Origin of the sequence: Rhizomicrobium electricum (genome assembly GCF_011762045.1) — a bacterium.
Classification (GTDB): Bacteria; Pseudomonadota; Alphaproteobacteria; order Micropepsales; family Micropepsaceae; genus Rhizomicrobium; species Rhizomicrobium electricum.
Map to the genome: position 1 here is coordinate 42703 of NZ_JAASQS010000002.1, position 22023 is coordinate 64725.

A 22023-nucleotide genomic window follows, 5' to 3' on the forward strand; every position below is an offset into this window, starting at 1 on the left:
GTCACTGCTTCCGGCTGAAGGAATAACGGCGGACAAGCCGGGCGATCGGGCGACAGTCGGCGACAAATACGTCATGTGTCTTCCGCATGGTACGCGCGTAAGCAAATGCCTTTTCCACCGCGACCCAACACTCGTGCAGCTTAGAAGCTTCCATCACTATTGCCGCTGGGGCATTTTTCTCAATTACACTCCGCCATTCTCTATCTTGTTCAGTTACCCGCGCTTTGATGATTTCACCAACGTCTTCTGCACCGAAATTTTTGGTTCGCAGATCACGATCGATCACATCCACGATTTCTTCAATGGGTTGTCCGGTTTCAATAGCCGCAAACAGTGCCAAGATCGGATACGTCGGATCGTCGGCATTCAGTAGCTTGTCGAGTTCGCCGCGGCTCATGCGGGCGCGTGCGAGACGGTAGGTGTTAATCATCCGCTTGACGCCGCGCGGATCATGCGCCGCGATGGCGCCGATCGCCGGAGATTTGAGGAAATCGACCTCGCGCGGATCAAGCCGCATGGTCGCCAAGGTTCGGGCTTCTTCGATCGTCTCCGCGTTCCCGTCCGGAATATCCCCGTCGCCCGCCGCTTCCTCAGTGTCCGGCTCCGGTTCGAGGACAAGTTCGCTGTCTACTCCGGCGATGTCCTTGGCCTCCTCCCCCGTCACCACGATTTCAGGCGTCGTGTCCACAGCGGCGATAGACCCCGCCAGCGCGCCGACGAAGCGGCCATAGCTTCCGCCATCGTTGCCGTCGGTCGACAACGGCTTGAGCCAGAACGGGATCTGGAAAATTTTCTGCAGGTAATCGATGGCGCGCTTGCGGCGCTTGTTCTCGTCATCACTTTGGGTTTGCGGCCCGTCGCGAAGCTGGCGCGTGATCGCCTCCTCGACCCAGGCGACATCAACGCCCACCACCACCACGAACAATTCAAACGCCAGCAGCAGATGCACCGCTTGCAGCACCGCATAAACCTGATCGTGGCTGCAACGGTCGAGATCGTCGATGTAGAGCACGATGCGCTCGGGCACGTCCTCGTCGGGATTGTCTTTCTGGCGTTCTTCGACAGCGATCTTGTCGACCGCATGGAACAGCCGCCGCGCCCGGCTGATGAGGCCAATCTGGCCTTCAATTTCCTTGGTTTCGGGATTGTCATTGAGCAGATAATGCAGCAATCGCGACGGCGACTGCCCCTGTGCGCCAGAATAGGTCGCCAGCGCATTGCCAGCTTCTTCTGCTTTCTCCTTTCGCCGTTCCAATTCGGCGCGCTTATCCTGTACGATGACCTGTTTGGCGAGCAGTTGCTTTTCCGCGTCGTCTTTAACGGCTTTCAGTTTGCCGCCGAGCGCCGCCGTATCGCGCGCAATTTTCGTCACGATACGGAATGGCTCTCGCAAGCGCTCGGCAACGATGCCACCGAAACTGAGAACCGCCGTCATCCCGCCAACGATCCTCGGCATCAGTCCCGGATTCCATAAGACAATACCAACCGACGTGGCGAACACGGCTACGGCGCCAAGGACCGGCCACTTCCACTTGTAGTGCCAAGCCGCACTCAGAACGGCCTTCGCTTGGCCCGGCCACTCCCGAACCTGCTTAGCCAGTTCCGTGAAACGCTCGACGGCCTTCTCGGCATCTCCTGGCGGCACTGCAATGCCCAACCGAGACAGCGCGCTCTTGTTCGCGTCGTATACTTCGGCAATCTTTCTGACGGCGTCCTCGGTGAGCACATCGTTTTGCGCGTCCCGCACCTTTGACCGTGCCAAGTCGCGCTCCGCGCGCGCCTCTTTCAGGGCCCGCCGGCTGTCGGTGAGGGCCTGTTGGGCCTCCACCGCGTCGTCGGACAGCGCGCGTACGTAGTTTTTGACGCGCTGCACGAGGCGTTCGTGCACGACATTGCCCTGCCGGTCGTGGCCGCCCGCACGCAACTGGTCGAAGAATTCGGTGGTCAGGCTGGCCCACAGGTTGGCGTCGGAATACTGCCACGCGTTGAAGCGGATATGGGCAACACGCGCGAGAAACCCCGGCGCCTCCGGCGGCTGCGGTTGGGCGCGTCCCGCTTTGATGTTCTCGCGCCGCTGTGCCTCTGCATCCGTGATCGCGATGATGGCCCTTTCCAGCCGTTCCATAAAGGTCGACTTGCCCGCGCCCCAGCCACCGAATAAGCCGATCGACAGCGGCGGCTTCACATCCTTCAGGCAGATCAGCCTGGCAAACGCCTGCACGTCGGGATCGATGCCAAGACTGTCACCTGCATCAATGCCGGGACGATCGGGGGAGAAGTCGGGAATTTGGTCCTCAGACGTGACGTGCAGCACTGCTGAGGGACTTGGCGGCGAAGCAACAGCGTTGGTGTCGCTTTCAGTATCTTTGTTGCCTAGAACCTCGGCCCAGGCGTTCATATTCGCGGCGGGCAGATTCTCAAAACCCCAACCGAGAAGTTCTTTCCTTGCTCGATCAACCGCCTTCTGTAGAACACCAGAAGGTCTATCGAAAACTGCTAACAAGCTAATGAGTGAAGAGCGGCTATTCAAAATACTCACCAATAAATGGTGGAGCTGAAAGCTTGATGACGTATTCGATTGCGTTCTCTGTGCAATCAATAACGCCTCAGCAGCGAGGTCCGACAATATCGGTGCAATGCTGATCTCTGGGCGCGTTTGATCGGGCAATTCAAGCCGCTGACGCCGCGACGAGATTGCAGCATCCAACTTCCTCCAGCTGAAGCTCCCCCCTAAATACGCATAGAACCAATGCGCGCTGTCGAATTCACGACCACGCTGGCCGACGCCCAGTATGCTGAAAACCAAAGCATCGAAATCGATCGAAAATTGGGGAAAACCTGAAACGCCGCCAAAAGAGTGTCGTGCGGAGTAGTATGGAAGCTCATCCAACACGGCCTGAAGAGCGTAATCGCTTGAGTCCGCATTAGTGAAAATCTCTTCCACCGATTCTCGGAAAATGCGGGATTCGCGATCTCGTTCCGCCACGACCACACCTCCATCGCAGCACTCAGCGCTGCCTACGTTCCCGCGCCGATCTGTTCGATGATCCAGCCGATTTCGACCGGCTCGTTCTTCACCTGTCCGGTGATGACGAGTTGTTCGGCGCGGCGGATGGCGGCGCCGCCGACGTAGACGCTTTCCTCCACTTCGACCGGCGCCGTGGCGCGGAAGCGCCAACCCTCGCCGTTCGGCAGCTTCAACAGGATGTAGCCGCTTTCGGCGCGGCTGAGCCGCACGTCGGGATGGATGTGGAAGCGCACCGCAAACGGCAGCGCCTGTTTGCGGTCCTGGCGCGGCATCAGGCGGTCGGTGCCGGTAAGCGCAAGACCGTGCGGCGACAGCGTCAGCTCGCGCTCGTGGCGGACGCCGAAGGTCGCGACATAGCCGTCGTGGCTCGCCACCACGATGTTGCCCTTCTCGGTCTCGATCCGCCGCGTCTCGATGCTTTCGGGCCCGTGGATGATGCGCGGCCCCAGCATCCGCTTGATCCAGCCTTCGCGCACGATGATGGCGCTCGAGGTGTCGGCGAGAGTCACGGTCGAGTGCGCCGCGGTGGCGCGCAAGGCGTCCTGCCACTGCCGGTGTCCGGCGAGCGTGGCGGTGCCGCAATTGACGATCACGCGATGGGTGCCCGCGCTCAACTCGAACGACAGGCATCCGGCGTGGGCATTGGTGGAGAACCCGCCGGGCGGCGGCGCACCGCAATCGAACAGCACCAGCGTCCGGCTGGCGTGCATGCGGTGATAGCCGGAATGGCGGGCATAGCCGAACGGCTGGCCTTTGACGTCGTCGCGCTGCAGGAGCGCATGCACCATCCGCGCGCTGGATTCGCCGCCGCCGTTGAACAGCGCCAGTGCGCCGTCGCCGTGGCGGAAGAAGCGCAGCATCGGCGCCATGCGGTCGTGCGCGGTGCGGATGCCGTGCGGCACTTGCTGGCCGGTGGCGGCGAGCACTTCCATCACCATCACGACATAGCGGTAGATCTGCACCAGCACTTCCGGCGACCGGCTGAGATGGCCGCCGTCGGGCAGGATCTGGCGCGTCAGCTCGTCTTCCAGGCGGGCGAGCCCCATCTCCATCCGCTTCGGACTGTCGTCGAGGCAGATGCCCGACAGTGCCAGCCCGGCGGCGGCTTCGATCCGCGGCAAGCCTTCCGGCGCTTCGCCGACGATGCGCGCCAGCATCCGCGACTGCTCGCGCAGCGAGACGTAAACCCTGGAGCGCCACAGCATATCGCAGTTGGTCAGGATGAAGCGGCCGTGCGCGAAGATCGCCACCATGCGGCGGGCGATGATGTGCGGCTGCCATGCCGGTTCGCTGTATTTGCCGTAGCGCTTCAGCCATTGCGTCACGAGATTGGTCGCCAGCGTGCGCGCCGCCTCGCCGTTCGCGGCCGCCAGCGGCGCCATCCAGGCGAAACCGTGCAGCGCCTGAAGCCATTCCTCCGAAGGCGCCGACCGGTCGAAAATCGAGCGGTCGCCCGCGTCGACGGTCTCGCCCTGGAAGCGGAATTTGCCGCGCAGCAGCGCCTCGGCGTCGTCCAGCCGTCGCGGCATGGTGTCGACGGGACAGTAGACGACATGATCGGGCAGCGGACCGCTCAGGAACCGGCGATAGAGCCAAGTGCTGCGGACCCAGCCGCGGCCGCGATCGGCAACGCGCCACAGCGCGACCTTCAGGGCCTCGGGCAGAAGATCGAGCGTCGGTCGGTTGGGGCGCGCAGCCACACCTCTACCCTCGCAAAGCCGCGATATTGGCCGCGTAGCACTGCGGACCGCCGCGGAACACGGCCGTTCCCGCAACGATCGTATCGGCGCCGGCCGAGATTACCTGCTTGGCCGTCGTCTTGTTGATGCCGCCGTCGACTTCGAGCGCGATGGACCGTCCGGTCTTGGCGATGCGTTCCGCCGCCGCTTCGATCTTCTTGAGCTGGCTGGTGATGAAACTCTGGCCGCCGAAACCCGGATTGACGGTCATGATGAGTACCAGGTCCACCAGATCGAGCACCGGGTCGATATGGTCGATCGGGGTGCCCGGATTAAGCACGATGCCCGGCTTCTTCTTGAGGTCGCGGATGCGCTGCAGGGTGCGGTGGATGTGCGGACCGGCTTCCGGATGGACGGTGATGCCGTCGGCCCCCGCCTCGGCGAAGGCGTCCAGGAAGGGATCGACCGGCGCGATCATCAGGTGGACGTCGAACGGCTTCTTGGTGTGCGGCCGGAGCGCCTTCACGATCGGCGGGCCGATGGTGATGTTGGGCACGTAGTGGCCGTCCATCACGTCGACATGGATCAGGTCGGCGCCAGCCTTGTCCAAAGCCTCGATCTCCGCCCCCAGACGGGCGAAATCGGCGGACAGAATGGACGGTGAAATGCGAATGTTACCCATAATCCCGCATTAAGTGCCGGATTCGACGGGTTGTCGCAAGGCGCGTTCGACCGTTTGGCGGATCGTCAACAGGACAATCAGCACGGGCAAGCCCCAAGGCCTCGTGATGTCGGTCGCAGCCCGTGGGGGATTGATCATGCTCGGTGTTGCTTGAGGCCGCCGCTGATCGGTTTGCCGCGGCGGAAATGGCGCCCGCCGTCCTCCCGCTCCTGTCGGATCTTCGCGACTCAAATCTGCATCCCGAATCTGCAGCCTTGAATCCATTCAAGTTTCACGCGCCGATGCAGTTGTCCGCGCCGCTGGGATGCCGGACCGGTTTAGCGGGCAGCGAAGGATCATCGGTGGCCCGCCGCGTGCAAATGCGCATTGAGCCAGTCCCCGGCCAAGGTAATCACTTCCGGCGCAGCCACCGGCCCAGGATTGGCCTGTTCCTGAGCGCTGGCGTTCCGCACGTTATGAAACGAGTGGTTCATATCTGCGATCTCGATCACTTGTGCATCGGGATTGGAGGCAAGCGCCTTCTTCGCGGCCGGCATGTGGTCGGCCGACGGGACGATCTCGTCGCGCGAACCATAAAGAGCCAGAACCGGCATGCGCAGCTTGGCAAGCGTTCGATCGAAATGGGCGTTGAACGCTTCGAGTACGACGGAACGCAAGGTCGTCAAAGCGGCCTCGGCCTGTTCGCTGCTGAAGTGGCACGCCATGAGGGCTTGGATCACCTTTTCCCGCAGCGGCCCGATTTCCTTGGATGATGCCTCGCGGATTTCAGCCTCGAACAGCGTCTCGGCGGTCGCGGTCACCCGCGCAACGGCCGCCGGAGCTGCACCGCCTTTGATGAGTATGTCTCTCAGAATCACAAAGTTTATTTCGTGGCCCGGTCCGGGAGGCTCTGGTGGCGCTGCAGGCCCGGCAAACATCACGACGGCTGCAATCGCCGGATCGCGAGCGGCAACGGCCGGTCCCACCGCCCCGCCTTGGCTGTGGCCGGCAATGGCGATGCGCGCCCCATCGATATCGGGCCGGCTCCGCAGGAACAACACGGCAGCAGCCGCATCCGTCTCCATGTTTTCGAGCGTGTCGACGAATTGCCCGGTCGATTGCCCGATGCCTCGTTTATCATAAGTCAGAACGGCAATGCCGTCGCGCAGCAGCCGCTCCTCCAGCAGGTTGAAACCGCCGCGTTGGCTGGGGCCACTGCCGGACAGTAGAAGGACGGCCGGGAACGGCCCCCCACCATGTGTGGCCGGTACGCGCAGCCTGCCGGCCAGGGTCACACCCGGAACCGAAGCAATTTGCACATCCTCCGTGACGGATCGCGGTTGGAAAGCCGCAAAGGCCCTCGTGATGCGCAGATTGTCGAGTTGGTCAGTGGTAAACATCACCGGGCCGAGAACGACATTCCGTTGCACACGTCCCAACCCGATAGACAGGAATTGCGACCCCGCCGGAAGGTCCGCCCCCGCCACGCCATCAATGGCAAAACGCTGCCATTCTGTGGTGAGTTCGACCGTGCCGATAGCCAGATTTTTGTAGTCCGGCGCGGCGCCATGGATCGTTACCGTCACCTTCAGCGGTTGCTCGGCACGCGCCCAGAAGTAGCCGTTCAGGCGCTCACCGGCCTTCAACGCCACGGGAACAGATACACCCGTAGCGGCCGACCAATCTTCGCCCGCCTGTGCCGGAGGTGCTACCCACACGACAGCGTTACCCGGAACGCGGCAGTCTCGCGCAAACCGAACTTTGGTGCCGTAGATATTGAGGTCGTCCGCGCCGACGATTTGCGGCGGTCCGGCAAAGGCAGGGGTCTGCAAACCGATGGTAAGGACGCACAGAACGATTAGGAGCCGCCTAGCAAGAAACATCATCGGTACCCTGCCTCTGGATAACGCGTAGGTAATCCGCAAGTGGGACGCCAAAGCCTGAAAAATAGCCGCCTAAGACACGGGGCTCCTGAGCGCGCGCTCGACGCTGGAACGGGCCGTCAGCAAGACGACCAGCACCGGCACCCACGCCACCCGCGACTGATAGCGGTCGTGCGGCCCCGAAAACAGGCCGCAGACCATGGCATTGCCGAGCAGCGCCACGAACACGAAGGCCGGCAGCGTGGCAAGGTTCCAGCGCCGCCGCTTCAGCGCCTTCCACAGCACCCAGCCGAGCCAGGCTTGCGCCAGGAACGCCAGCGGAACGTGGACCACATTCACCGCGCCGAAGTGGATTTTGCCCCTCTGCTGATGGGCGTCCATGTAAGCCAGCCGCTGTTTGGGCATGAAACCGTAGAACAGGTCGCGCAAGACCCAGACCTGCGGCTCGACCCCGTCGCCGGTGCGGACCATGAAGTACTGGCGTACCGAGCCCCACAGGCCCGGCAGAAGGCTCTGCAGCGGATAATGGGTCAGGCTGTGGCGGACGATCAGCTCGTATTCGTCCTTCGGCCCGTAGAAGCGGCCGATCTTGTTGAACGGGCTTTCCGGCCCCCACAGGAAATTGTCGGCCGTCCGGGACAGGTGGTCCTTGTAGGGGCACAGCACCATGGTCGGCCGGCTCGGGCAGAGGTCGTACAGCGTCTTCTTCACGACGCCGTCCCCCATCAGGCGGGCCGTAAGAAAGAACGGGCCGGAGCGGCTGACGAAGACCTTTTCCTTGATCTCGGGGACCTTGCGCACCAGCGAGTAATTGGCGCCCAGCACCAGCCCCAGCCCGGTCAGGAAGCACAGCAGCGGCACGAACACGTTGGGACGCGGGAATTTGCGCTGGCGCCAGACGAAAGTCGGGATCCAGACCAGCGCCAGGCACAGCACCAGTCCTGCCGCCGTGCCGAGATGCGAGGGATGGCAGGCGATGGCCAGCCCCGCCACTGCAACCAGCAGGATCGACCGCACGACCCCGACCTGCTTCAGCTTGAAGGCGAGCGGATAGAAGGCGAGGATGAAGACCGCCGTGAAGCAGTCCGGCTCGATTTGTCCGGCAAACCACGCGACGCTGGTCAAGACCGATAGCGCCGCGCCGACGCGCAGCAGCATCCACAGGCTCGTCCGCGGCCACAGGGCCCGAGCGAACTCGACGATCACGAAGGCGGTCATCGCCGACTGCGCCCAGGCGACGAACCACAGGCTCTGGCGGCCGTGGGCGTAATCGAGGAACAGCGAATAGACCGGCGAGCGTTCGGGCACGAAGAAGCGGCGGAAGCCCTCCAGCACATAGGCGCCCGAGTCGAAGAACATGAACGGGAAACCGTTCCACCACGCCGCATAGAGGAATAGCGGCGCCAGGAGCACGATCGCCGCCAGTTCGGCCCACAGGCTGGAGACGTGCGCCGCCGGGACGTGGAAATGGACTGGCCAAACTGCCGGACGCAGCCGCATCGCCGATTCGCTCATGAATTCCTCGCACCACGCGGCAGCGTTATGCCGCCCGCGGGACGTTCGGACAATGCCGCGTAACCTCCCGGCGCGCAAATCGCGAAATGGTCGCTTTCCGATGCTGCCAAGGGTCACCCAAAGGTTGACTTAGAACGCTTAGAATCTATGCTCCGGCCGTCTTTGCCCCTCTTTGCATCGAGGACTTGAATGGCGGAACATCTGAAGCCGCGCCCGCTGTCGCCCTTCCTCACCATCTTCCGCTGGCCGGTCACCATGGCGACCTCGATCGTCCATCGCGTCACCGGCGTCGGACTGGCGGGCGGGCTCGTCGTACTGGTGTGGTGGCTGATCGCCGCCTCCAGCGGGCCCGAGGCGTATAACTTCTTCATCGACCTCGCCGAAACCACCATCGGCCAGATCTGCCTGTTCGGCTTCACCTGGGCGCTGGCCTATCACGCGGTGAACGGCATCCGGCATCTCGCTTGGGACCTCGGCTACGGCTATCAGGTCCGCACCGCCGACATCAGCGGCATCGCGGTGATCGTGCTGTCGGTGCTGATCGCGATCGGCGTCTTTGCCATCGCTTACGCAGGATACGGAGGCTACTACCAATGAGCCTGGAAACGCCTCTGCACAAAGCCCAGGGCATGGGCTCCGCTCATTCCGGCGTCGGCCATTTCTGGAAGCAGCGCGTCACCGCCGTGGCGCTCATTCCGCTGACGGTCTGGTTCGCGATTTCGATCATTGGCCTCATCGGCGCGCCGATCGCGGCGGTGCTCAATTTCCTGTTCAATCCCGTCAACGCCGTGCTGATGGCCGCGTTCGTGCTGATCGCCCTCTACCACATGGTGCTGGGCCTGCAGGAAGTGATCCTCGATTACGTGCCGCATCAGGGGTTACGTTTTTTCCTGATGCTGGTGAACTACACCTTTGCCCTGGCGCTTGCCGCCGCCACGATTTTCGCGCTGCTGCGCATTGTCGGGACCTGACATGACCGCTTATCCGATTACCGATCATACGTTCGATGTCGTCGTCGTCGGCGCCGGCGGTGCCGGCTTGCGCGCCACGCTCGAATGCGCCCGCCTCGGCCTCAAGACCGCGTGCGTGACCAAAGTCTTCCCCACCCGCAGCCATACGGTCGCCGCCCAGGGCGGTGTCGCCGCCGCGCTCGGCAATATGGGCGAGGACGACTGGCGCTGGCACATGTACGACACGGTGAAGGGTTCCGACTGGCTCGGCGACCAGGACGCCATCGAATACCTCTGCCGCAACGCGCCGGAAGCCGTCTACGAGCTGGAGCATTTCGGCGTGCCGTTCTCGCGCACCGAGGAAGGCAAGATCTATCAGCGCGCGTTCGGCGGCATGACCAGCCATTTCGGCAAGGGCATCGCCCAGCGTACCTGCGCCGCGGCGGACCGCACCGGTCACGCCATGCTGCACACGCTGTACGGCCAGTGCGTCAAGCACGAGGTGAACTTCTTCGTCGAATACTTCGCCCTCGATCTCATCACCGATGACGAGGGCGTGCGCGGGCTGATGGCCTGGAAGCTCGACGACGGCACCATTCACCGCTTCCGCGCCCACAAGGTCATTCTGGCGACCGGCGGCTACGGCCGCATCTATTTCACCTGCACCGGCGGCCACACCCAGACGGGCGACGGCAATGCCATGGTGCTGCGCGCCGGCCTGCCGCTGCAGGACATGGAATTCGTGCAGTTCCATCCCACCGGCGTCTACGGCGTCGGCGTCCTCATCACCGAGGGCGTGCGCGGCGAAGGCGGCTATCTCACCAACAGCGAAGGCGAGCGCTTCATGGAGCGCTATGCCCCGAACGCGAAGGACCTGGCGTCCCGCGACGTGGTCAGCCGCGCCATCACGGTGGAAATCCGCGAAGGCCGCGGCGTCGGTTCGTTGAGCGACCATGCCAACCTGCATTTGTCGCATCTCGATCCCAAGATCATCCACGAGCGCCTGCCCGGCATCGCCGAGAGCGCGCGCATCTTTGCCGGCGTCGACGTCACCAAGGACCCGATCCCGGTGCTGCCGACCGTCCACTACAACATGGGCGGCATTCCGACCAACTACATGGGCGAAGCCGTCACCCTGCACGAGGGCAATCCCGATGCGGTGATCCCCGGCCTGATGGCGGTGGGCGAAGCCGCCTGCGTCTCCGTACACGGAGCAAACCGTCTGGGCTCGAACTCGCTGATCGATCTCGTCGTGTTCGGCAAGGCCGCGGGCGCCCAGGCCGCCAAGGTGATCGGCGAGAACAAGAAGCACGCCGACCTGCCGAAAGGCGCCGGCGAACAAGCCCTCGCCCGCCTCGACCGCCTGCGCAATGCCAACGGTACGACGCCGACGGCCGAGATGCGCCTTGCCATGCAGCGCGCCATGCAGGAAGACGCCGCCGTGTTCCGCACCGGCGAAGTGCTGGCGCAAGGCCAGAAGCGCATCGCCGAAATCTACGGCCGCCGCGACGAGTTGAAAGTCTCCGATCGCACCCTGATCTGGAACACCGATCTGGTCGAAACGCTGGAATACGAGAACCTGATCGCCCAGGCGGCGGTCACGATCAACAGCGCCCTCAACCGCACCGAAAGCCGCGGCGCCCACGCCCGCGAGGACTATCCGGAACGCGACGACAAAAACTGGATGAAGCACACGCTGAGCTGGCTCAACAACGAAACCGGCGACGTGCGGCTCGACTACCGCCCGGTGCACTCCTACACGCTGTCCAACGACGTCGAATACATCCCGCCGAAGAAGAGAGTGTATTGAAGTTACGTCCCTCGCCCGTTGAGGGGCCGATAGCGCCAGCGTAGTCGGCGCGGTTTGCCTTGCACTTAGCAGCTCTTCGCGAAGTAAGTGCTTAGGCAAACCGGGTGAGGGGTAAGTCGCGATCCCTCAATACTCGTAAACTGCAACGATACAGCAAAAGTATTACTCGGGTGGATTTCCCATCTGTCGCTTGTACCTCTGCCAATAGACTGCCTTCACCGCCTTACGCAACTTGGACAGCTGCACTCCTTCGTAGGCATTGGGGCCAACCAATCGACGAACAGCCGATATATAGTGCTCTGCCTTTCGCTGCTCCCGCTCTGCATCCTCTTGCAGAATTACCCGCGGCAGGTTTTTCGCACGACAGCTCTTGTCGATATCAACATAAATCGCATTCTGCTTAATGCAATCAATCTTTCCCTTGGCAATATCTTCGACATCACGGTCATAATCTGAATCATCAAGAAAGTTTCCGTTTTCGATTTTCTCAAAATATAGAATATTCAGTGCACTGCTTATTTTCTTCGGGAACCTACCGCCTAATTCGTATTCTGCATCAATAATAGCTTTGATCTCTTCAATATCTTCCCACTCAGGTTCTACATAATCGATCACAAGCGCGATCAAATGCTTACAGGAGTGGTTTCGAATTATCCGAAGAACGTCAGCATCCCAAGGGATCATCTCCTCACGTATCATGTAGAGAAGAAATGCCTTTGAACACTCCTCTTGGGCAAGAAACGAAAGAGCTAACCGAGTTGCACCGCTATCCTGAAATTCGAGATATTCCGCGTCATCGACCAAACGCTTTGCATTGTTTATGCATTCCTCAATAGAAGCATTAACATCCTGCTTACGTGGTGCTGCGAACTGCGTTGGTGCTCTTCCCGATCTCAATATCTGCCCCCCTTCACATCCTAGACTGATTATGAGCCCATTACCCCAACACCACACCAATCGCCCGCTTCAACGCCTCGGTATCCGCGGCACCAAGCCCACCTAATTTCCGTATCACCAGCCCCTGCTCCAGTGTGGCGAATACCGGCTTGATGGCAGATGGTTTCAATAGCCCCGCACCTTGCCAATCCTGCAGCCACACCTCACCCAGGATCGGTGCAGGACGAAGTTGGCTGGTGACGGCCATCACCACGATATCGGGTTTGCTGTCGTTGTAGGTGCGATTGGAAACGACGACGGCGGGGCGCTTCTTTGAGGCGGTTTGACTGGTGAAGGGAAACGGCACCAGCACGATGTCGCCGAAGTCAAAGCTCATCGTAGGCGTCGTCGTCCGGGTTGTTCCACACCTTCTCGAACGCCGGGCTACTCGCGGCCGCAGCCGCACGCACGACGGCCCGGTTCTGGGCGCGCGCCGCCACCAAGTCCACGAACTCTTCCACCTCAGGAAGATGATCGGGTGGCAGAGCCTTGATCTTGTCGATCAACGTTTTCGGGTCGGACATCGCATGCACCTCGAATGTGCAATTTTACCGCGAAACGCCGTTTTGGCAAAGCGGCGCTATTCCAGGCAAAAAGCTTGGGCGAGGCGCCTAGTCGTCCGACCTTCACTTCAAGATCGACATAAGAACCTTACCCCTTCTTCTCCAGCACTCGCTTCTTCGCCAGCATCCGTTCCCGGTCGGTCACGTAGATCAGGCCGCCGAGTTTGCGGATGAGTGCGTCCTCCTCGGGGTCGAGCACGCCGTCGGCATAGGCCACCTCCCACAGCATCTCGACGAACCCGACGCGTTCCTCCGGCGCCATGTGCTGAAACACCGCCTGCGTATACGGATAGAGCTGAACGTTGCGCGCACTGGCCGCTTCGCTCGCCTCCATCAGCCGCGCGCATTCGTCTTGCGAAAGCGAGAACCGCTCGGTCAGCAGCCGTTCGATGGTGGCGCGTTCGTCAGGATCGAAATGCTCGTCCCGGTGCGCGGCTTCCAGCAACAGGATCGCCACGGCGATCCGCAGGTCGCCCGAGGGGTTGGCCTCCGGTTGGGGGCACTTAAACAGGCTCATAAGCTGGTCGAAGAACATGGTACTCCCTTTCCCGGCCAGCATAGCGCACCGAGGACGTAGGGAAAGGGGCCGCGGGAACACGTCGAATTCGTCGGGTCGGGGCAAAAATGCGGCCTTGGTCTGGCCCCATTAAAGTTCTATGGAAAGCTCGAACCCAGAGACGTCACCGATGCCGAAGCTTCCGGACATGTCCCCAGCCGCCGTCAAAAAGCGGCAACAGTTAACCGAAGCCGCGCAGGCCCAGCGGGCGAAAGAACCGCCTCCGCCGCCGGTCGTCAAAGTGCGCATCGCCAAGCCGCGGTAATCTTCGACCCCGCTACCCCTTCTCCCCCGGCGCGGCGATCTCGCGATAGTTGATCCGCGCTTCGGCGAGGAGTGCGCGGGCCAGTTTCAGGTCGTCGGACCATTTGGTCGGCACGGCTTTTTCCGGGCGCGAGACGATCTCCACGATCCCCGCCTGGATGCTCTCGACGCAGCAACGCGTGCACGGCGGCCCGCCCCACTCGGCGCCCGATATGTCCGTCGCCGCGAGATAGAGCGTCGAGCCCTTGAGCCGGATGCCGTTGCGGGCGGCGTTGAGGATGGCGTTCATCTCCGCATGCACCACCAGCTTCAGTTTGGTCTCGCGGTCGCTCAGACGGGTCTCGGTGTCGGCGATGCCGCGCGGCAGGCCGTTGAACCCGGTCGACAGCACTTCCCGCTCAGGCCCGACGATCACCGCGCCCACTTTGGTGGACGGGTCCTTCGACATCCGCGCCACCTGCACCGCCAACGCCAGGAAATGCTGGTCCCATCGCTCGCTCACATCGGCCTCGCCGCTGGATGAATGTCACCCCGGCACTATACAGTTTTGCCGCAGATTCGCCATGCCGGCCCCGTCGCCGTCGCGATGGCGCCGCCACGTCGTTCGCCTGCAATCGTGTCGGCCGCGGACCGGCGGCGAGGTCCTCACCGCCTCACGCGCAAACCCGGACTAGTTGACCGCGCCGGGCTTGCAGAGGAAGAACGTCTTCGGCTGGCCGGGAATGGAATTCATGCAGGACCCCGGCTCCACGATGCGCTTCAGCAGCAGCGTATCGGCGCCGCCGGTGCAGCCGGTGCAGTCCTTGGCTTTGTAGTGGCAAACCAGCGCCTGTTTGCCGGCCGGCCATTGCGAAGGCGCCGCTTCGACCGACCGGAGCTGGAGTTGTGCGTGCCCGGACGTCCATCCGGCCGGTAATGTGGCCGGCGTGATGTCGATGACCAGGGTCGCGGCATCGGGGCAATTCACCACCGAAGTGTAAGGCGAGGAGACAAGACCGCGAGCAGGCTGTGCCTCGCCCGCCGTCGCAAACACGGCAATCGCAGCAACAAAGACCCAAAGCGTCTTCATCTTCGTGCAGACGAACGTGTGATCCATGACGATCCTCCCCTGGCGCCGCGGGCAAAGAGCCACTGCTTTGCCGGGCGGAACCCAGACGAGAGAACCTACCGCGCAGTCTCAGCCGTGGGAAATCAAATGCCGCGACGGGGCTCGCCGCAACTGATACTCAATCCGGAAATTCGGTGGATAGGCGGCGCGTTACGGCGCCACCCGCGTATCGTCGGCGACCCAGTTGACCTGCCAGGTCTTGCCGCCATCGGCCGAGATCGCCTGCTCGAAATGGGCGCTGTCCTTCTTGATGTCGGACCACACGCCGCGCACCAGCACATTGCGGCCGTTGATCGGTTCGGTGTCGTAGAATTCGCCGCGTCCGTTCTCGAAAGCGCCGATCGAGGGCACGCTCATCACGCCGCCTTTGACGCTGGCGAAGTTGAGGCTCCATTGGTGCGCCTGCGGATTATAGAGGCGCAAATTGATTGCTTCGATGGGACCGCCGGGACCATCGGCGATCAGCTCGACCATATTGGCGCGCCCGTTCCAGATCGGCCGTACCACCGACGTTCCGTCGTAAACTACCCAGGACGGCCCGCTCGCCGTCTGCCGCAGCACCTTCAGATGCGTTTTCCAGGTGCCGATCCCCCAATCGAAATCGTGCGCGCCGTCGCGCAGCGTTTGGGCCGGCGCGCCGCAAGCGAACAGACCGAACCAGACCGAGGCAACCAAACCAGCAGCAAGCGAACGTCTCATTGCAACCCTCGCACCGACTATGGGCATCCATGGTACGGACAGCCGCCCAATCACGCCACGCCCTTCTCCGACCTGCGAGACACTTTGTCGTGATTACTTACATTCATGCCGGATCAGCCGGAAATGACAGCCCTTACTCCGAGCCTCGCATCTCCGCGTGTATCCATTCCTACCCGTAGCCCGCAAACACCCATTCGGCTGTATCGCATCGCACATTCCAGCTTAGCGCGAATGTGCCGTTTCGGGCCGATTTTGCTGGACGAAATGTCGCTGTTCCGCAGGCGGATGATTGCTGCGCGGGCGGTTGAAATTCGCGCGATCGGCCCCATCTGCATAAGGGTAGCCACACACAAACCAGCCAGGAGGATCCGTCGTGAAAGGTTTGTTCAGCAGCTTATTCGCCTTCCTCAAGCCGGTTTCGGTCGATTCGGCCGGGCCCGACCCGCAAGCGGCATCGACCAATGCCGCCAAGGAGTGGCTGATGCTGATGGACCGCGGCGAGTATCGCACCGGCTGGAACGAAGCGGCGCCCTCATTGAAGACGGCGCAGCCGTGCGATCCGTGGACGGACACGGTCGCGACGCGGCACGGCAAGGCCGGCAAGGTGATCGTACGCGAGGTGACGGGTTTCCGGCTTCGGCCGGCGCGGACGGAGGACGCCTTGCATACCGCCGTGGTCGATTTTCGCTCCCAATACGAGGGCGGCCTGATGAAGGAACGCGTGACCCTCGAACATGTCGGCGGCACTTGGCGGACTTCCGCATATTCGCTCGGTTAACCGGCCGCGGGGTGATTTTCGCTCGCGCAACTCCGCTTGCGGCGCCCACAATTGCTGTTGACTGACGCAACGTCAGGAACGGCATGGGACGGCCATGCGCATCGACAAAATCGCCCCCGGCAACAACCCGCCCTTCGACGTCAACGTGCTGGTGGAAGTTCCCATCGGCGGCGAACCGATCAAGTACGAAATCGACAAGGAGGCGGGCGTCCTGGTGGTCGACCGCTTCCTCTATACGTCGATGCGCTATCCCGGCAATTACGGCTTCATTCCGCACACCTTGTCGGGCGACGGCGATCCGGTCGACGTTCTGGTCTGCAACACCCGCGCGCTGGTGCCGGGCGCGGTCGTCAATGTGCGTCCCGTCGGCGTGCTGATGATGGAAGACGACGGCGGCACCGACGAGAAGATCATCGCGGTGCCCTCGCCGCATCTCACCCTGCGCTACGAGCGCGTGCACGACTACACCGACCTGCCCGATATCACGCGCCACCAGGTCGAGCACTTCTTCGAGCACTACAAGGACCTCGAACCCGGCAAGTGGTCGAAGATCCTCGGCTGGGGCGACGCCGATACCGCGCGCCGGCTGATCCGCGAAGGTCTGGCGCGCTACGCCGAGAACAAATAGCGCGTCTTCCCGACGTATTGACTGACTGCCCGTTCCGCCACAGCTTGTCGGACAAAAGCAGGAGAATGGTCATGTCGAAATCGGTGTGCGCGATAGCCGTCGCAGCGCTGGCGGCCGCGTGTCCGAGCCATGCGGAAAACCCGATCATCCAGACCAACTTCACTGCCGATCCGGCGCCGATGGTCTACAACGGCACGGTGTATCTCTACACCAGCCACGACGAAGACGACGCCTACGGCTTCAAGATGAAGGAGTGGCGGCTGTACACGTCGACCGACATGGTCAACTGGACCGATCACGGCGCCGTCGCTTCGCTCAAGACCTTTCCCTGGGCGCGCCAGGACAACGACGCCTGGGCGCCGCAAGTGGTGCCGCGCAACGGCAAGTTCTATCTCTATGCCCCTGTCAGCGTGCCGGGCGAGCCCAAGAACGTCATCGCCGTCGCGGTTGCCGACAAACCGGAGGGACCGTTCAAGGACGCGCTCGGCCATCCGCTGGTCGGACCGGTAACCGGCTATATCGATCCCACCGCCTTCGTCGACGACGACGGTCAGGCCTATCTCTATTGGGGCAATCCGAACCTTTGGTACGTCAAGCTCAACCAGGACATGGTGTCGTACAGCGGCCCCATCGTGCAGGAGCCCACCAAGCCGGCCAATTATCAGGAAGGCCCGTGGTTCTATAAGCGCGGCGGCAAATACTATCTCGCCTACGCTTCGACCTGCTGCTCCGAAGGCATCGGCTATGTCATGAGCGACCATCCGACCGGCCCCTGGGTGCACCATGGCGACATCATGGACGGCAACAAGGCATCGTCGGGCAATCATCCCGGCATCATCGACTACAAAGGCGGCTCGTACGTCTTCGGCTTCAATTACCGCTTCAATTTCGACGATACGCCGGTCCATCGCGAGCGCCGTTCGATCACGGTCGCCAAATTCAACTACAACGCCGACGGCACCATCCCCAATCTGCCGTGGTGGAATACCGAAGGCGTCGCCCAGATCGAGTCGCTCGATCCCTACCGCCGCGTCGAAGCGGAAACGATCGCCTGGACTTCGCGCGTACCAAGCCCGTGGGATCATCCGATCGACTGGGTGCCCGGAATCAAGACCGCGAAGAACGGCGACAGCGTCTACGTCACCCGCATCACCAATAAGACCTACATCAAGGTCGCCGGAGTCGATTTCGGCAAAGGCGCCGAGCGCTTCACAGCCAGGGTCGCCAGCGGTGCCGGCGGCACGATTGAGCTGCATCTGGACAGCTTCAGCGGGCCGGTGATCGGCACTCTCGCGGTCGGCAGTACCGGCGGCTGGGGCGCCTGGCAGAGCCTCTCCGCGCCCGTGAAAGGCGCTGCCGGCAAGCACGACCTGTTCTTCGTGTTCAAAGGCGACGGATCGGATCCGCTGTTCGACTTTGACTACTGGCAATTCGCCAAGGCCGGCAAGTAGCTGCTGGGCGACGCGCGCCGCTAGTCAGATTTCTCGGTACTGGAAATTCCGACGTCCGCGCAATTGCGTCGCGCCGTGTTGACGGGAGCAGCAGCGGACCTACATCAGCATCATGATGATGCGATCCGCTGCCGCGCTTGCCGGCCTCCTCGCCTGCACCACTCCGGTGTTTGCGGGCGTCTGCCAGACCACCAACCTCATGCCGGAGGTGCTCGCTTTCCGCGCGGCCACGGCCGGACTGCCGCCGGATCAGCGCGCCGCGCGCTTCGTCACCGAGGTGGTGGCGAAGCATCCCGAGTTCTTCAAGTCGGACATTTTCGGCAATGACGACGAATTGCGCGGCTATGCCGTGCGCCTGTTCGATCCCGACCATCCCGAGCATTTCGGCGATTATCCGCCGCTGACCGACGCCAAGCTCGCCGCGTTCAGTGCGGATTTTCCGAAGGTCTTCGCGAGCGCCGAGACGCGCTTCGCCAAGGCCTTTCCCGATTTCGCCTGCACGACGCCGATCCTGTTCGGTCCCTCGTTCGGGCGCTTTGGCGGCAGCGGCGGCGTCGGGCCGGATGGCGTCTATCGCATGCGGTTCGGCATCGACATGCTGGCGATGATCGAATCCCCGTCCGATCTGCCGGTCCTGTTCAGTCACGAGATGTTTCATGTCCATCACAGCCAAGTGCTCGGTAACGCGCTGAAGCAGAATCTCGGCGTGGTGTGGTGGGGCGCCTGGGTCGAGGGACTGGCGAGCTATGTCAGTTATCGCATCACTCCCGGCGCGACGCCGAAACAGGCGCTGGCGTGGCCGGCCGATCTCTACGAGCGGATGCAGGCGCCCGGTGCGATGAAGCAGGCCTCGGCGCAGATGCTGCTCGACATGGACGCCAAAGGCAAAACCTACGGCCTGTGGTTTCACATGAACGAATCCTATCCCGGCCTGCCGTCCAACGCGGGGTATTACATGGGCTATCGCATGGCCGAAGCGCTGGCCGCCCGCTACTCGCTGCCCGAGCTGGCGCGCATGAGCCCGGACGAACTCAAGCCGCTGATCCGCGCCTATCTGACCGAGCAATCCAAGTAATTTTCCAAATAAAGCACGGCGATATCACGCAGTTTAGAAGGATTCGATTTCGATTCTGGACGCCCCGGCTGACAGCGGAACCATCCGTCCGGGACAGCGTTCCATTCCCGCATTGAAGCGGTGGAGCACCCCATGGGCCTGATCCTGATCGTTCTGTTGATCCTTCTGGTCATCGGCGCCTTTCCGTCCTGGCCATACTCCTCGGGTTGGGGCTATTACCCGTCGGGCGGTCTTGGGCTGGTATTGATCATCGTACTGATCCTGGTGCTGATCGGACGGATCTGACGTTTTCTTCACGTCCCGATTCCGCCCCAATCCGTTCAGGAGCGGTTCAGCCTCGAGACCCGATGCTTGGGTCAACATGGTCTTGAGAGGAGTGCAGCCGTGATGAAGATGAAGATGCTGGCGGGCGTGGCATTGGCCCTTCTGGTTGCGACGCCGGCTTTGGCCCAACCGAGTTGGGTGCCGCCGGGTGCCGATCCCGACGGTTATTACAGCCGCGCCGATCGCGACGGCTATTACGACCGCAACGGCCGCTATCACCGCTTCAGCGAATACCGCAACGACGACGATGACGATTACGGCCCGCCGCCTCCGCCGTCCGGCAACTACTACCGGCAGGGCTATTACGAGGACACCTGCCGCAAGGACAATAACAAGGTGGCCGGGACTCTGTTCGGCGCTCTCGCCGGCGGTCTGATCGGTGGTGCGGCAAGTCACGGCAACGGCGGCGCAGTGGTCGGCGGCGCCATCCTGGGCGGCCTGCTCGGCAACGCGGTCTCGCGCGACATCCCGTGCGAAGACCATCCCTACGCCTTCCGCGCCTATGCCACCGGCCTCAACGGCGACCTCGGCCGCCGCTACGACTGGCGCCATGGCGACAACTACGGGTATTTCGTGCCGGAACGTGAATTCAACCGCGGCGGCCGGGTGTGCCGGTCGTGGTCCGAAACCACCTATGTCCGCGGGCGGTCCTACAACCGCTCGGGCACGGCCTGCCGCTACAACGACGGCAATTGGCATTTCGACGACTGATCCGTCCTGGGACGGGAGAGCTAAAGGCCCGGATTTCCGGGCCTTTTCTTTACCCCCAGGGTCGGCGAAAGCTTTCCGTAACGTTTCAAATCTAACTTAGAAGCCGCAGTTTCGCATCCGGCACGCATGGCTTCGACTTGGACCATCAAGGCGAACGATCGCTGCTTCGGGCCCTACACGCTCGAACAGATGCGGCTGTTCGCGAGCGAAGGACGCCTGGCGCCACACTCGCTGGTCGCATCCGACAACGCCGGACGCTTTGCGCCCGCTCATGAATACGAGGCGCTTGCCGCCCTCTTCCGCCCCGCTGCGCCGGCGCCGCAGCGTCCGGTGTTCTTCACCGCGGAAGGCGATCTCGGCGCCGCTTATGCGGTGCGCGAGCCGGAACCGGCATCGCAATCGCGCTTCGTCATCATGGCCGAAATGAAGTCGAGTTCGATCGCAGGGCTCGAACAGGAAATCCAGCGCTGCGGTCAGGCGATCCAGCTGATGCCGCAGGCTTGGCTGCTCGCCAGCGAGATGACCATCAACGCCCTGCGCAATACGCTGATCCAGCGCCTCGGCCGCCTCGACATGCTGTTCATCGTCGATGCCAGCAACAACAAGGCGGCGTGGTTCAATTACGGTCCGGAAAACGACGCGCGCATCCGGCGCGTCTGGCAGGAAGCGCAGCGCCAGCAGGCGGCGGATTAAGCCTCGGTCGAGACCGATGCGCGAAGACCGCGGCGGCGGCGGAAAACGTTCTTCATCGCCACTTCCACGATGCCGCCGAGAAACGCCGTAGCGACGATCACGAACGTCAGGATCAGGGTGTAGCGCTGTTGCTTTTCGGCCTGCACCTGATGGCTCACCAGATCGTCCATCAAGCCGATGCGCAGCGCGCGCACTTCGTTGAGGACGTCGTAGCGCTTCTGGCGCTGCATCGGATTGGTGATGAGCGCGGCCATGGCTTCGGTGTCGCGCGCGCCGGTCTTCACGAATTGGGCATATACGACGGCGTGGCGGTCGATCAGACGTTCCAGCCGAGTAACTTCTCCGGCATGTTTCGCATCGACAAGCCGGCCGAGTTCGGCCAGTCCCAGCTTGAGGTCGCGCTGCTTTTCGTTTTCGTGATCGAAGAACAACTGCTCGCCCGTCAGGGCATAGCCGCGCGCCGAATAGTCGACGCCGATGACGAGGAATTCGATTTCGGCGAGCTGCAGCAGCGCTCCATTGGTCCGTTGCACCGCCTCGTTGCTGTTGCGCAGGTCGCGCTCTGCCGACACGAGCAGCACGGCTGTCGCGACCAGAAGCGCCAGGCCCGCCACCAGCATGGCCTTGCCCATTTCGGAAAGCTGCGCCTTGAGCGCGGAAGACGACATACCCCGGAATCCCGTTAGGGGAACCACCTACTAACACGTAACA

23 protein-coding genes are annotated in these 22023 nt (G+C 62.4%); 10 read left to right on the forward strand and 13 right to left on the reverse strand.

The window, feature by feature from the left end:
- Position 1: 1 nt before the first annotated feature.
- The 5 genes from FHS84_RS03020 to FHS84_RS03040 all read right to left on the reverse strand — a co-directional run bounded on the left by FHS84_RS03020 (position 2) and on the right by FHS84_RS03040 (position 8766).
- A complete protein-coding gene (locus FHS84_RS03020; RefSeq protein ID WP_166930259.1) occupies positions 2 to 2986 on the reverse strand; it encodes a P-loop NTPase fold protein in 2985 nt (994 codons plus the stop codon).
- Between the two features lie 32 nt (positions 2987 to 3018).
- Positions 3019 to 4728 carry a heparinase II/III domain-containing protein gene (locus FHS84_RS22175; protein ID WP_166930261.1) on the reverse strand — a complete coding sequence of 570 codons (1710 nt, stop codon included), beginning with the start codon at positions 4726 to 4728 and terminating at the stop codon, positions 3019 to 3021.
- Between the two features lie 4 nt (positions 4729 to 4732).
- Complete coding sequence (rpe, locus tag FHS84_RS03030; RefSeq protein ID WP_166930263.1) at positions 4733 to 5389, reverse strand: ribulose-phosphate 3-epimerase; 657 nt, start codon at positions 5387 to 5389, stop codon at positions 4733 to 4735.
- Positions 5390 to 5724: 335 nt separating this feature from the next.
- Entirely contained in the window at positions 5725 to 7254 is a 1530-nt protein-coding gene (locus FHS84_RS03035) for an alpha/beta fold hydrolase (protein WP_166930265.1), read from the reverse strand.
- Positions 7255 to 7323: 69 nt separating this feature from the next.
- Positions 7324 to 8766 (reverse strand): hypothetical protein, encoded by a 1443-nt coding sequence (locus tag FHS84_RS03040; RefSeq protein WP_166930267.1) that lies wholly within the window; start codon positions 8764 to 8766, stop codon positions 7324 to 7326.
- Between the two features lie 189 nt (positions 8767 to 8955).
- Here FHS84_RS03040 and sdhC point away from each other — a divergent pair, with 189 nt between their 5' ends.
- From sdhC to sdhA, 3 genes are read left to right on the forward strand one after another with little or no spacing between them, the layout of a single operon-like run.
- A complete protein-coding gene (gene sdhC / locus FHS84_RS03045) occupies positions 8956 to 9363 on the forward strand; it encodes a succinate dehydrogenase, cytochrome b556 subunit (RefSeq protein WP_166930269.1) in 408 nt (135 codons plus the stop codon).
- Complete coding sequence (sdhD, locus tag FHS84_RS03050; protein ID WP_166930271.1) at positions 9360 to 9737, forward strand: succinate dehydrogenase, hydrophobic membrane anchor protein; 378 nt, start codon at positions 9360 to 9362, stop codon at positions 9735 to 9737. Before sdhC ends, sdhD begins: the two co-directional genes overlap by 4 nt.
- A gap of 1 nt (position 9738) precedes the next feature.
- A complete protein-coding gene (gene sdhA, locus FHS84_RS03055; RefSeq protein ID WP_166930273.1) occupies positions 9739 to 11526 on the forward strand; it encodes a succinate dehydrogenase flavoprotein subunit in 1788 nt (595 codons plus the stop codon).
- A gap of 162 nt (positions 11527 to 11688) precedes the next feature.
- Here sdhA and FHS84_RS03060 read toward each other — a convergent pair whose 3' ends face one another.
- The 7 genes from FHS84_RS03060 to FHS84_RS03090 form a co-directional block, all read right to left on the reverse strand.
- Entirely contained in the window at positions 11689 to 12423 is a 735-nt protein-coding gene (locus tag FHS84_RS03060; RefSeq protein WP_166930275.1) for an AbiV family abortive infection protein, read from the reverse strand.
- A gap of 40 nt (positions 12424 to 12463) precedes the next feature.
- A complete protein-coding gene (locus FHS84_RS03065) occupies positions 12464 to 12799 on the reverse strand; it encodes a type II toxin-antitoxin system PemK/MazF family toxin (RefSeq protein ID WP_166930277.1) in 336 nt (111 codons plus the stop codon).
- Complete coding sequence (locus FHS84_RS03070; protein ID WP_166930279.1) at positions 12789 to 12986, reverse strand: toxin-antitoxin system, antitoxin component, Xre family protein; 198 nt, start codon at positions 12984 to 12986, stop codon at positions 12789 to 12791. Before FHS84_RS03070 ends, FHS84_RS03065 begins: the two co-directional genes overlap by 11 nt.
- Positions 12987 to 13113: 127 nt before the next feature.
- The gene (locus FHS84_RS03075; protein WP_166930281.1) at positions 13114 to 13560 is read right to left on the reverse strand and encodes a tellurite resistance TerB family protein; all 447 of its coding nucleotides are present in this window, start codon (positions 13558 to 13560) and stop codon (positions 13114 to 13116) included.
- A 298-nt stretch (positions 13561 to 13858) separates the two neighbouring features.
- Entirely contained in the window at positions 13859 to 14347 is a 489-nt protein-coding gene (locus tag FHS84_RS03080) for a deaminase (protein ID WP_208393671.1), read from the reverse strand.
- A 168-nt stretch (positions 14348 to 14515) separates the two neighbouring features.
- Positions 14516 to 14941, reverse strand: coding sequence for a hypothetical protein (locus tag FHS84_RS03085; RefSeq protein ID WP_166930283.1), 426 nt, complete (start codon positions 14939 to 14941; stop codon positions 14516 to 14518).
- A 162-nt stretch (positions 14942 to 15103) separates the two neighbouring features.
- Positions 15104 to 15652 carry a hypothetical protein gene (locus FHS84_RS03090; RefSeq protein WP_166930285.1) on the reverse strand — a complete coding sequence of 183 codons (549 nt, stop codon included), beginning with the start codon at positions 15650 to 15652 and terminating at the stop codon, positions 15104 to 15106.
- 373 nt (positions 15653 to 16025) lie between these two features.
- Here FHS84_RS03090 and FHS84_RS03095 point away from each other — a divergent pair, with 373 nt between their 5' ends.
- The 7 genes from FHS84_RS03095 to FHS84_RS03125 all read left to right on the forward strand — a co-directional run bounded on the left by FHS84_RS03095 (position 16026) and on the right by FHS84_RS03125 (position 21312).
- Positions 16026 to 16430, forward strand: a complete 405-nt coding sequence (locus tag FHS84_RS03095; RefSeq protein WP_166930287.1) for a DUF4019 domain-containing protein — start codon at positions 16026 to 16028, stop codon at positions 16428 to 16430.
- Between the two features lie 94 nt (positions 16431 to 16524).
- The gene (gene ppa, locus FHS84_RS03100) at positions 16525 to 17058 is read left to right on the forward strand and encodes an inorganic diphosphatase (protein WP_166930289.1); all 534 of its coding nucleotides are present in this window, start codon (positions 16525 to 16527) and stop codon (positions 17056 to 17058) included.
- Positions 17059 to 17129: 71 nt separating this feature from the next.
- Positions 17130 to 18509, forward strand: a complete 1380-nt coding sequence (locus FHS84_RS03105; protein WP_166930291.1) for a glycoside hydrolase family 43 protein — start codon at positions 17130 to 17132, stop codon at positions 18507 to 18509.
- Positions 18510 to 18621: 112 nt separating this feature from the next.
- Positions 18622 to 19584 carry a DUF5700 domain-containing putative Zn-dependent protease gene (locus FHS84_RS03110; RefSeq protein ID WP_166930293.1) on the forward strand — a complete coding sequence of 321 codons (963 nt, stop codon included), beginning with the start codon at positions 18622 to 18624 and terminating at the stop codon, positions 19582 to 19584.
- 132 nt (positions 19585 to 19716) lie between these two features.
- Positions 19717 to 19869, forward strand: a complete 153-nt coding sequence (locus FHS84_RS03115) for a DUF3309 family protein (RefSeq protein WP_166930295.1) — start codon at positions 19717 to 19719, stop codon at positions 19867 to 19869.
- A 99-nt stretch (positions 19870 to 19968) separates the two neighbouring features.
- On the forward strand, positions 19969 to 20619 hold the full coding sequence (locus tag FHS84_RS03120; protein ID WP_166930297.1) for a hypothetical protein: 651 nt from the start codon (positions 19969 to 19971) through the stop codon (positions 20617 to 20619).
- Positions 20620 to 20745: 126 nt separating this feature from the next.
- Complete coding sequence (locus FHS84_RS03125) at positions 20746 to 21312, forward strand: DUF4339 domain-containing protein (RefSeq protein ID WP_166930299.1); 567 nt, start codon at positions 20746 to 20748, stop codon at positions 21310 to 21312.
- Here the strand turns inward: FHS84_RS03125 and FHS84_RS03130 are convergent.
- Complete coding sequence (locus FHS84_RS03130) at positions 21309 to 21980, reverse strand: CHASE3 domain-containing protein (protein ID WP_166930301.1); 672 nt, start codon at positions 21978 to 21980, stop codon at positions 21309 to 21311. The genes FHS84_RS03125 and FHS84_RS03130 overlap by 4 nt on opposite strands.
- Positions 21981 to 22023 lie beyond the last annotated feature (43 nt).

Excerpts from the sequence above, each read along its gene's own strand:
- sdhD (WP_166930271.1), top strand. The coding sequence starts at position 9,360 with ATGAGCCTGGAAACGCCTCTGCACAAAGCCCAGGGCATGGGCTCCGCT.
- FHS84_RS03085 (WP_166930283.1), bottom strand. The coding sequence starts at position 14,941 with ATGGATCACACGTTCGTCTGCACGAAGATGAAGACGCTTTGGGTCTTT.
- FHS84_RS03105 (WP_166930291.1), top strand. The coding sequence starts at position 17,130 with ATGTCGAAATCGGTGTGCGCGATAGCCGTCGCAGCGCTGGCGGCCGCG.
- FHS84_RS03090 (WP_166930285.1), bottom strand. The coding sequence starts at position 15,652 with ATGAGACGTTCGCTTGCTGCTGGTTTGGTTGCCTCGGTCTGGTTCGGT.
- FHS84_RS03040 (WP_166930267.1), bottom strand. The coding sequence starts at position 8,766 with ATGAGCGAATCGGCGATGCGGCTGCGTCCGGCAGTTTGGCCAGTCCAT.
- FHS84_RS03110 (WP_166930293.1), top strand. The coding sequence starts at position 18,622 with ATGATGATGCGATCCGCTGCCGCGCTTGCCGGCCTCCTCGCCTGCACC.
- FHS84_RS03125 (WP_166930299.1), top strand. The coding sequence starts at position 20,746 with ATGGCTTCGACTTGGACCATCAAGGCGAACGATCGCTGCTTCGGGCCC.
- FHS84_RS03065 (WP_166930277.1), bottom strand. The coding sequence starts at position 12,799 with ATGAGCTTTGACTTCGGCGACATCGTGCTGGTGCCGTTTCCCTTCACC.
- FHS84_RS03070 (WP_166930279.1), bottom strand. The coding sequence starts at position 12,986 with ATGTCCGACCCGAAAACGTTGATCGACAAGATCAAGGCTCTGCCACCC.
- FHS84_RS03035 (WP_166930265.1), bottom strand. The coding sequence starts at position 7,254 with ATGATGTTTCTTGCTAGGCGGCTCCTAATCGTTCTGTGCGTCCTTACC.
- FHS84_RS03115 (WP_166930295.1), top strand. The coding sequence starts at position 19,717 with ATGGGCCTGATCCTGATCGTTCTGTTGATCCTTCTGGTCATCGGCGCC.
- sdhC (WP_166930269.1), top strand. The coding sequence starts at position 8,956 with ATGGCGGAACATCTGAAGCCGCGCCCGCTGTCGCCCTTCCTCACCATC.
- ppa (WP_166930289.1), top strand. The coding sequence starts at position 16,525 with ATGCGCATCGACAAAATCGCCCCCGGCAACAACCCGCCCTTCGACGTC.
- FHS84_RS03075 (WP_166930281.1), bottom strand. The coding sequence starts at position 13,560 with ATGTTCTTCGACCAGCTTATGAGCCTGTTTAAGTGCCCCCAACCGGAG.
- sdhA (WP_166930273.1), top strand. The coding sequence starts at position 9,739 with ATGACCGCTTATCCGATTACCGATCATACGTTCGATGTCGTCGTCGTC.
- rpe (WP_166930263.1), bottom strand. The coding sequence starts at position 5,389 with ATGGGTAACATTCGCATTTCACCGTCCATTCTGTCCGCCGATTTCGCC.
- FHS84_RS03130 (WP_166930301.1), bottom strand. The coding sequence starts at position 21,980 with ATGTCGTCTTCCGCGCTCAAGGCGCAGCTTTCCGAAATGGGCAAGGCC.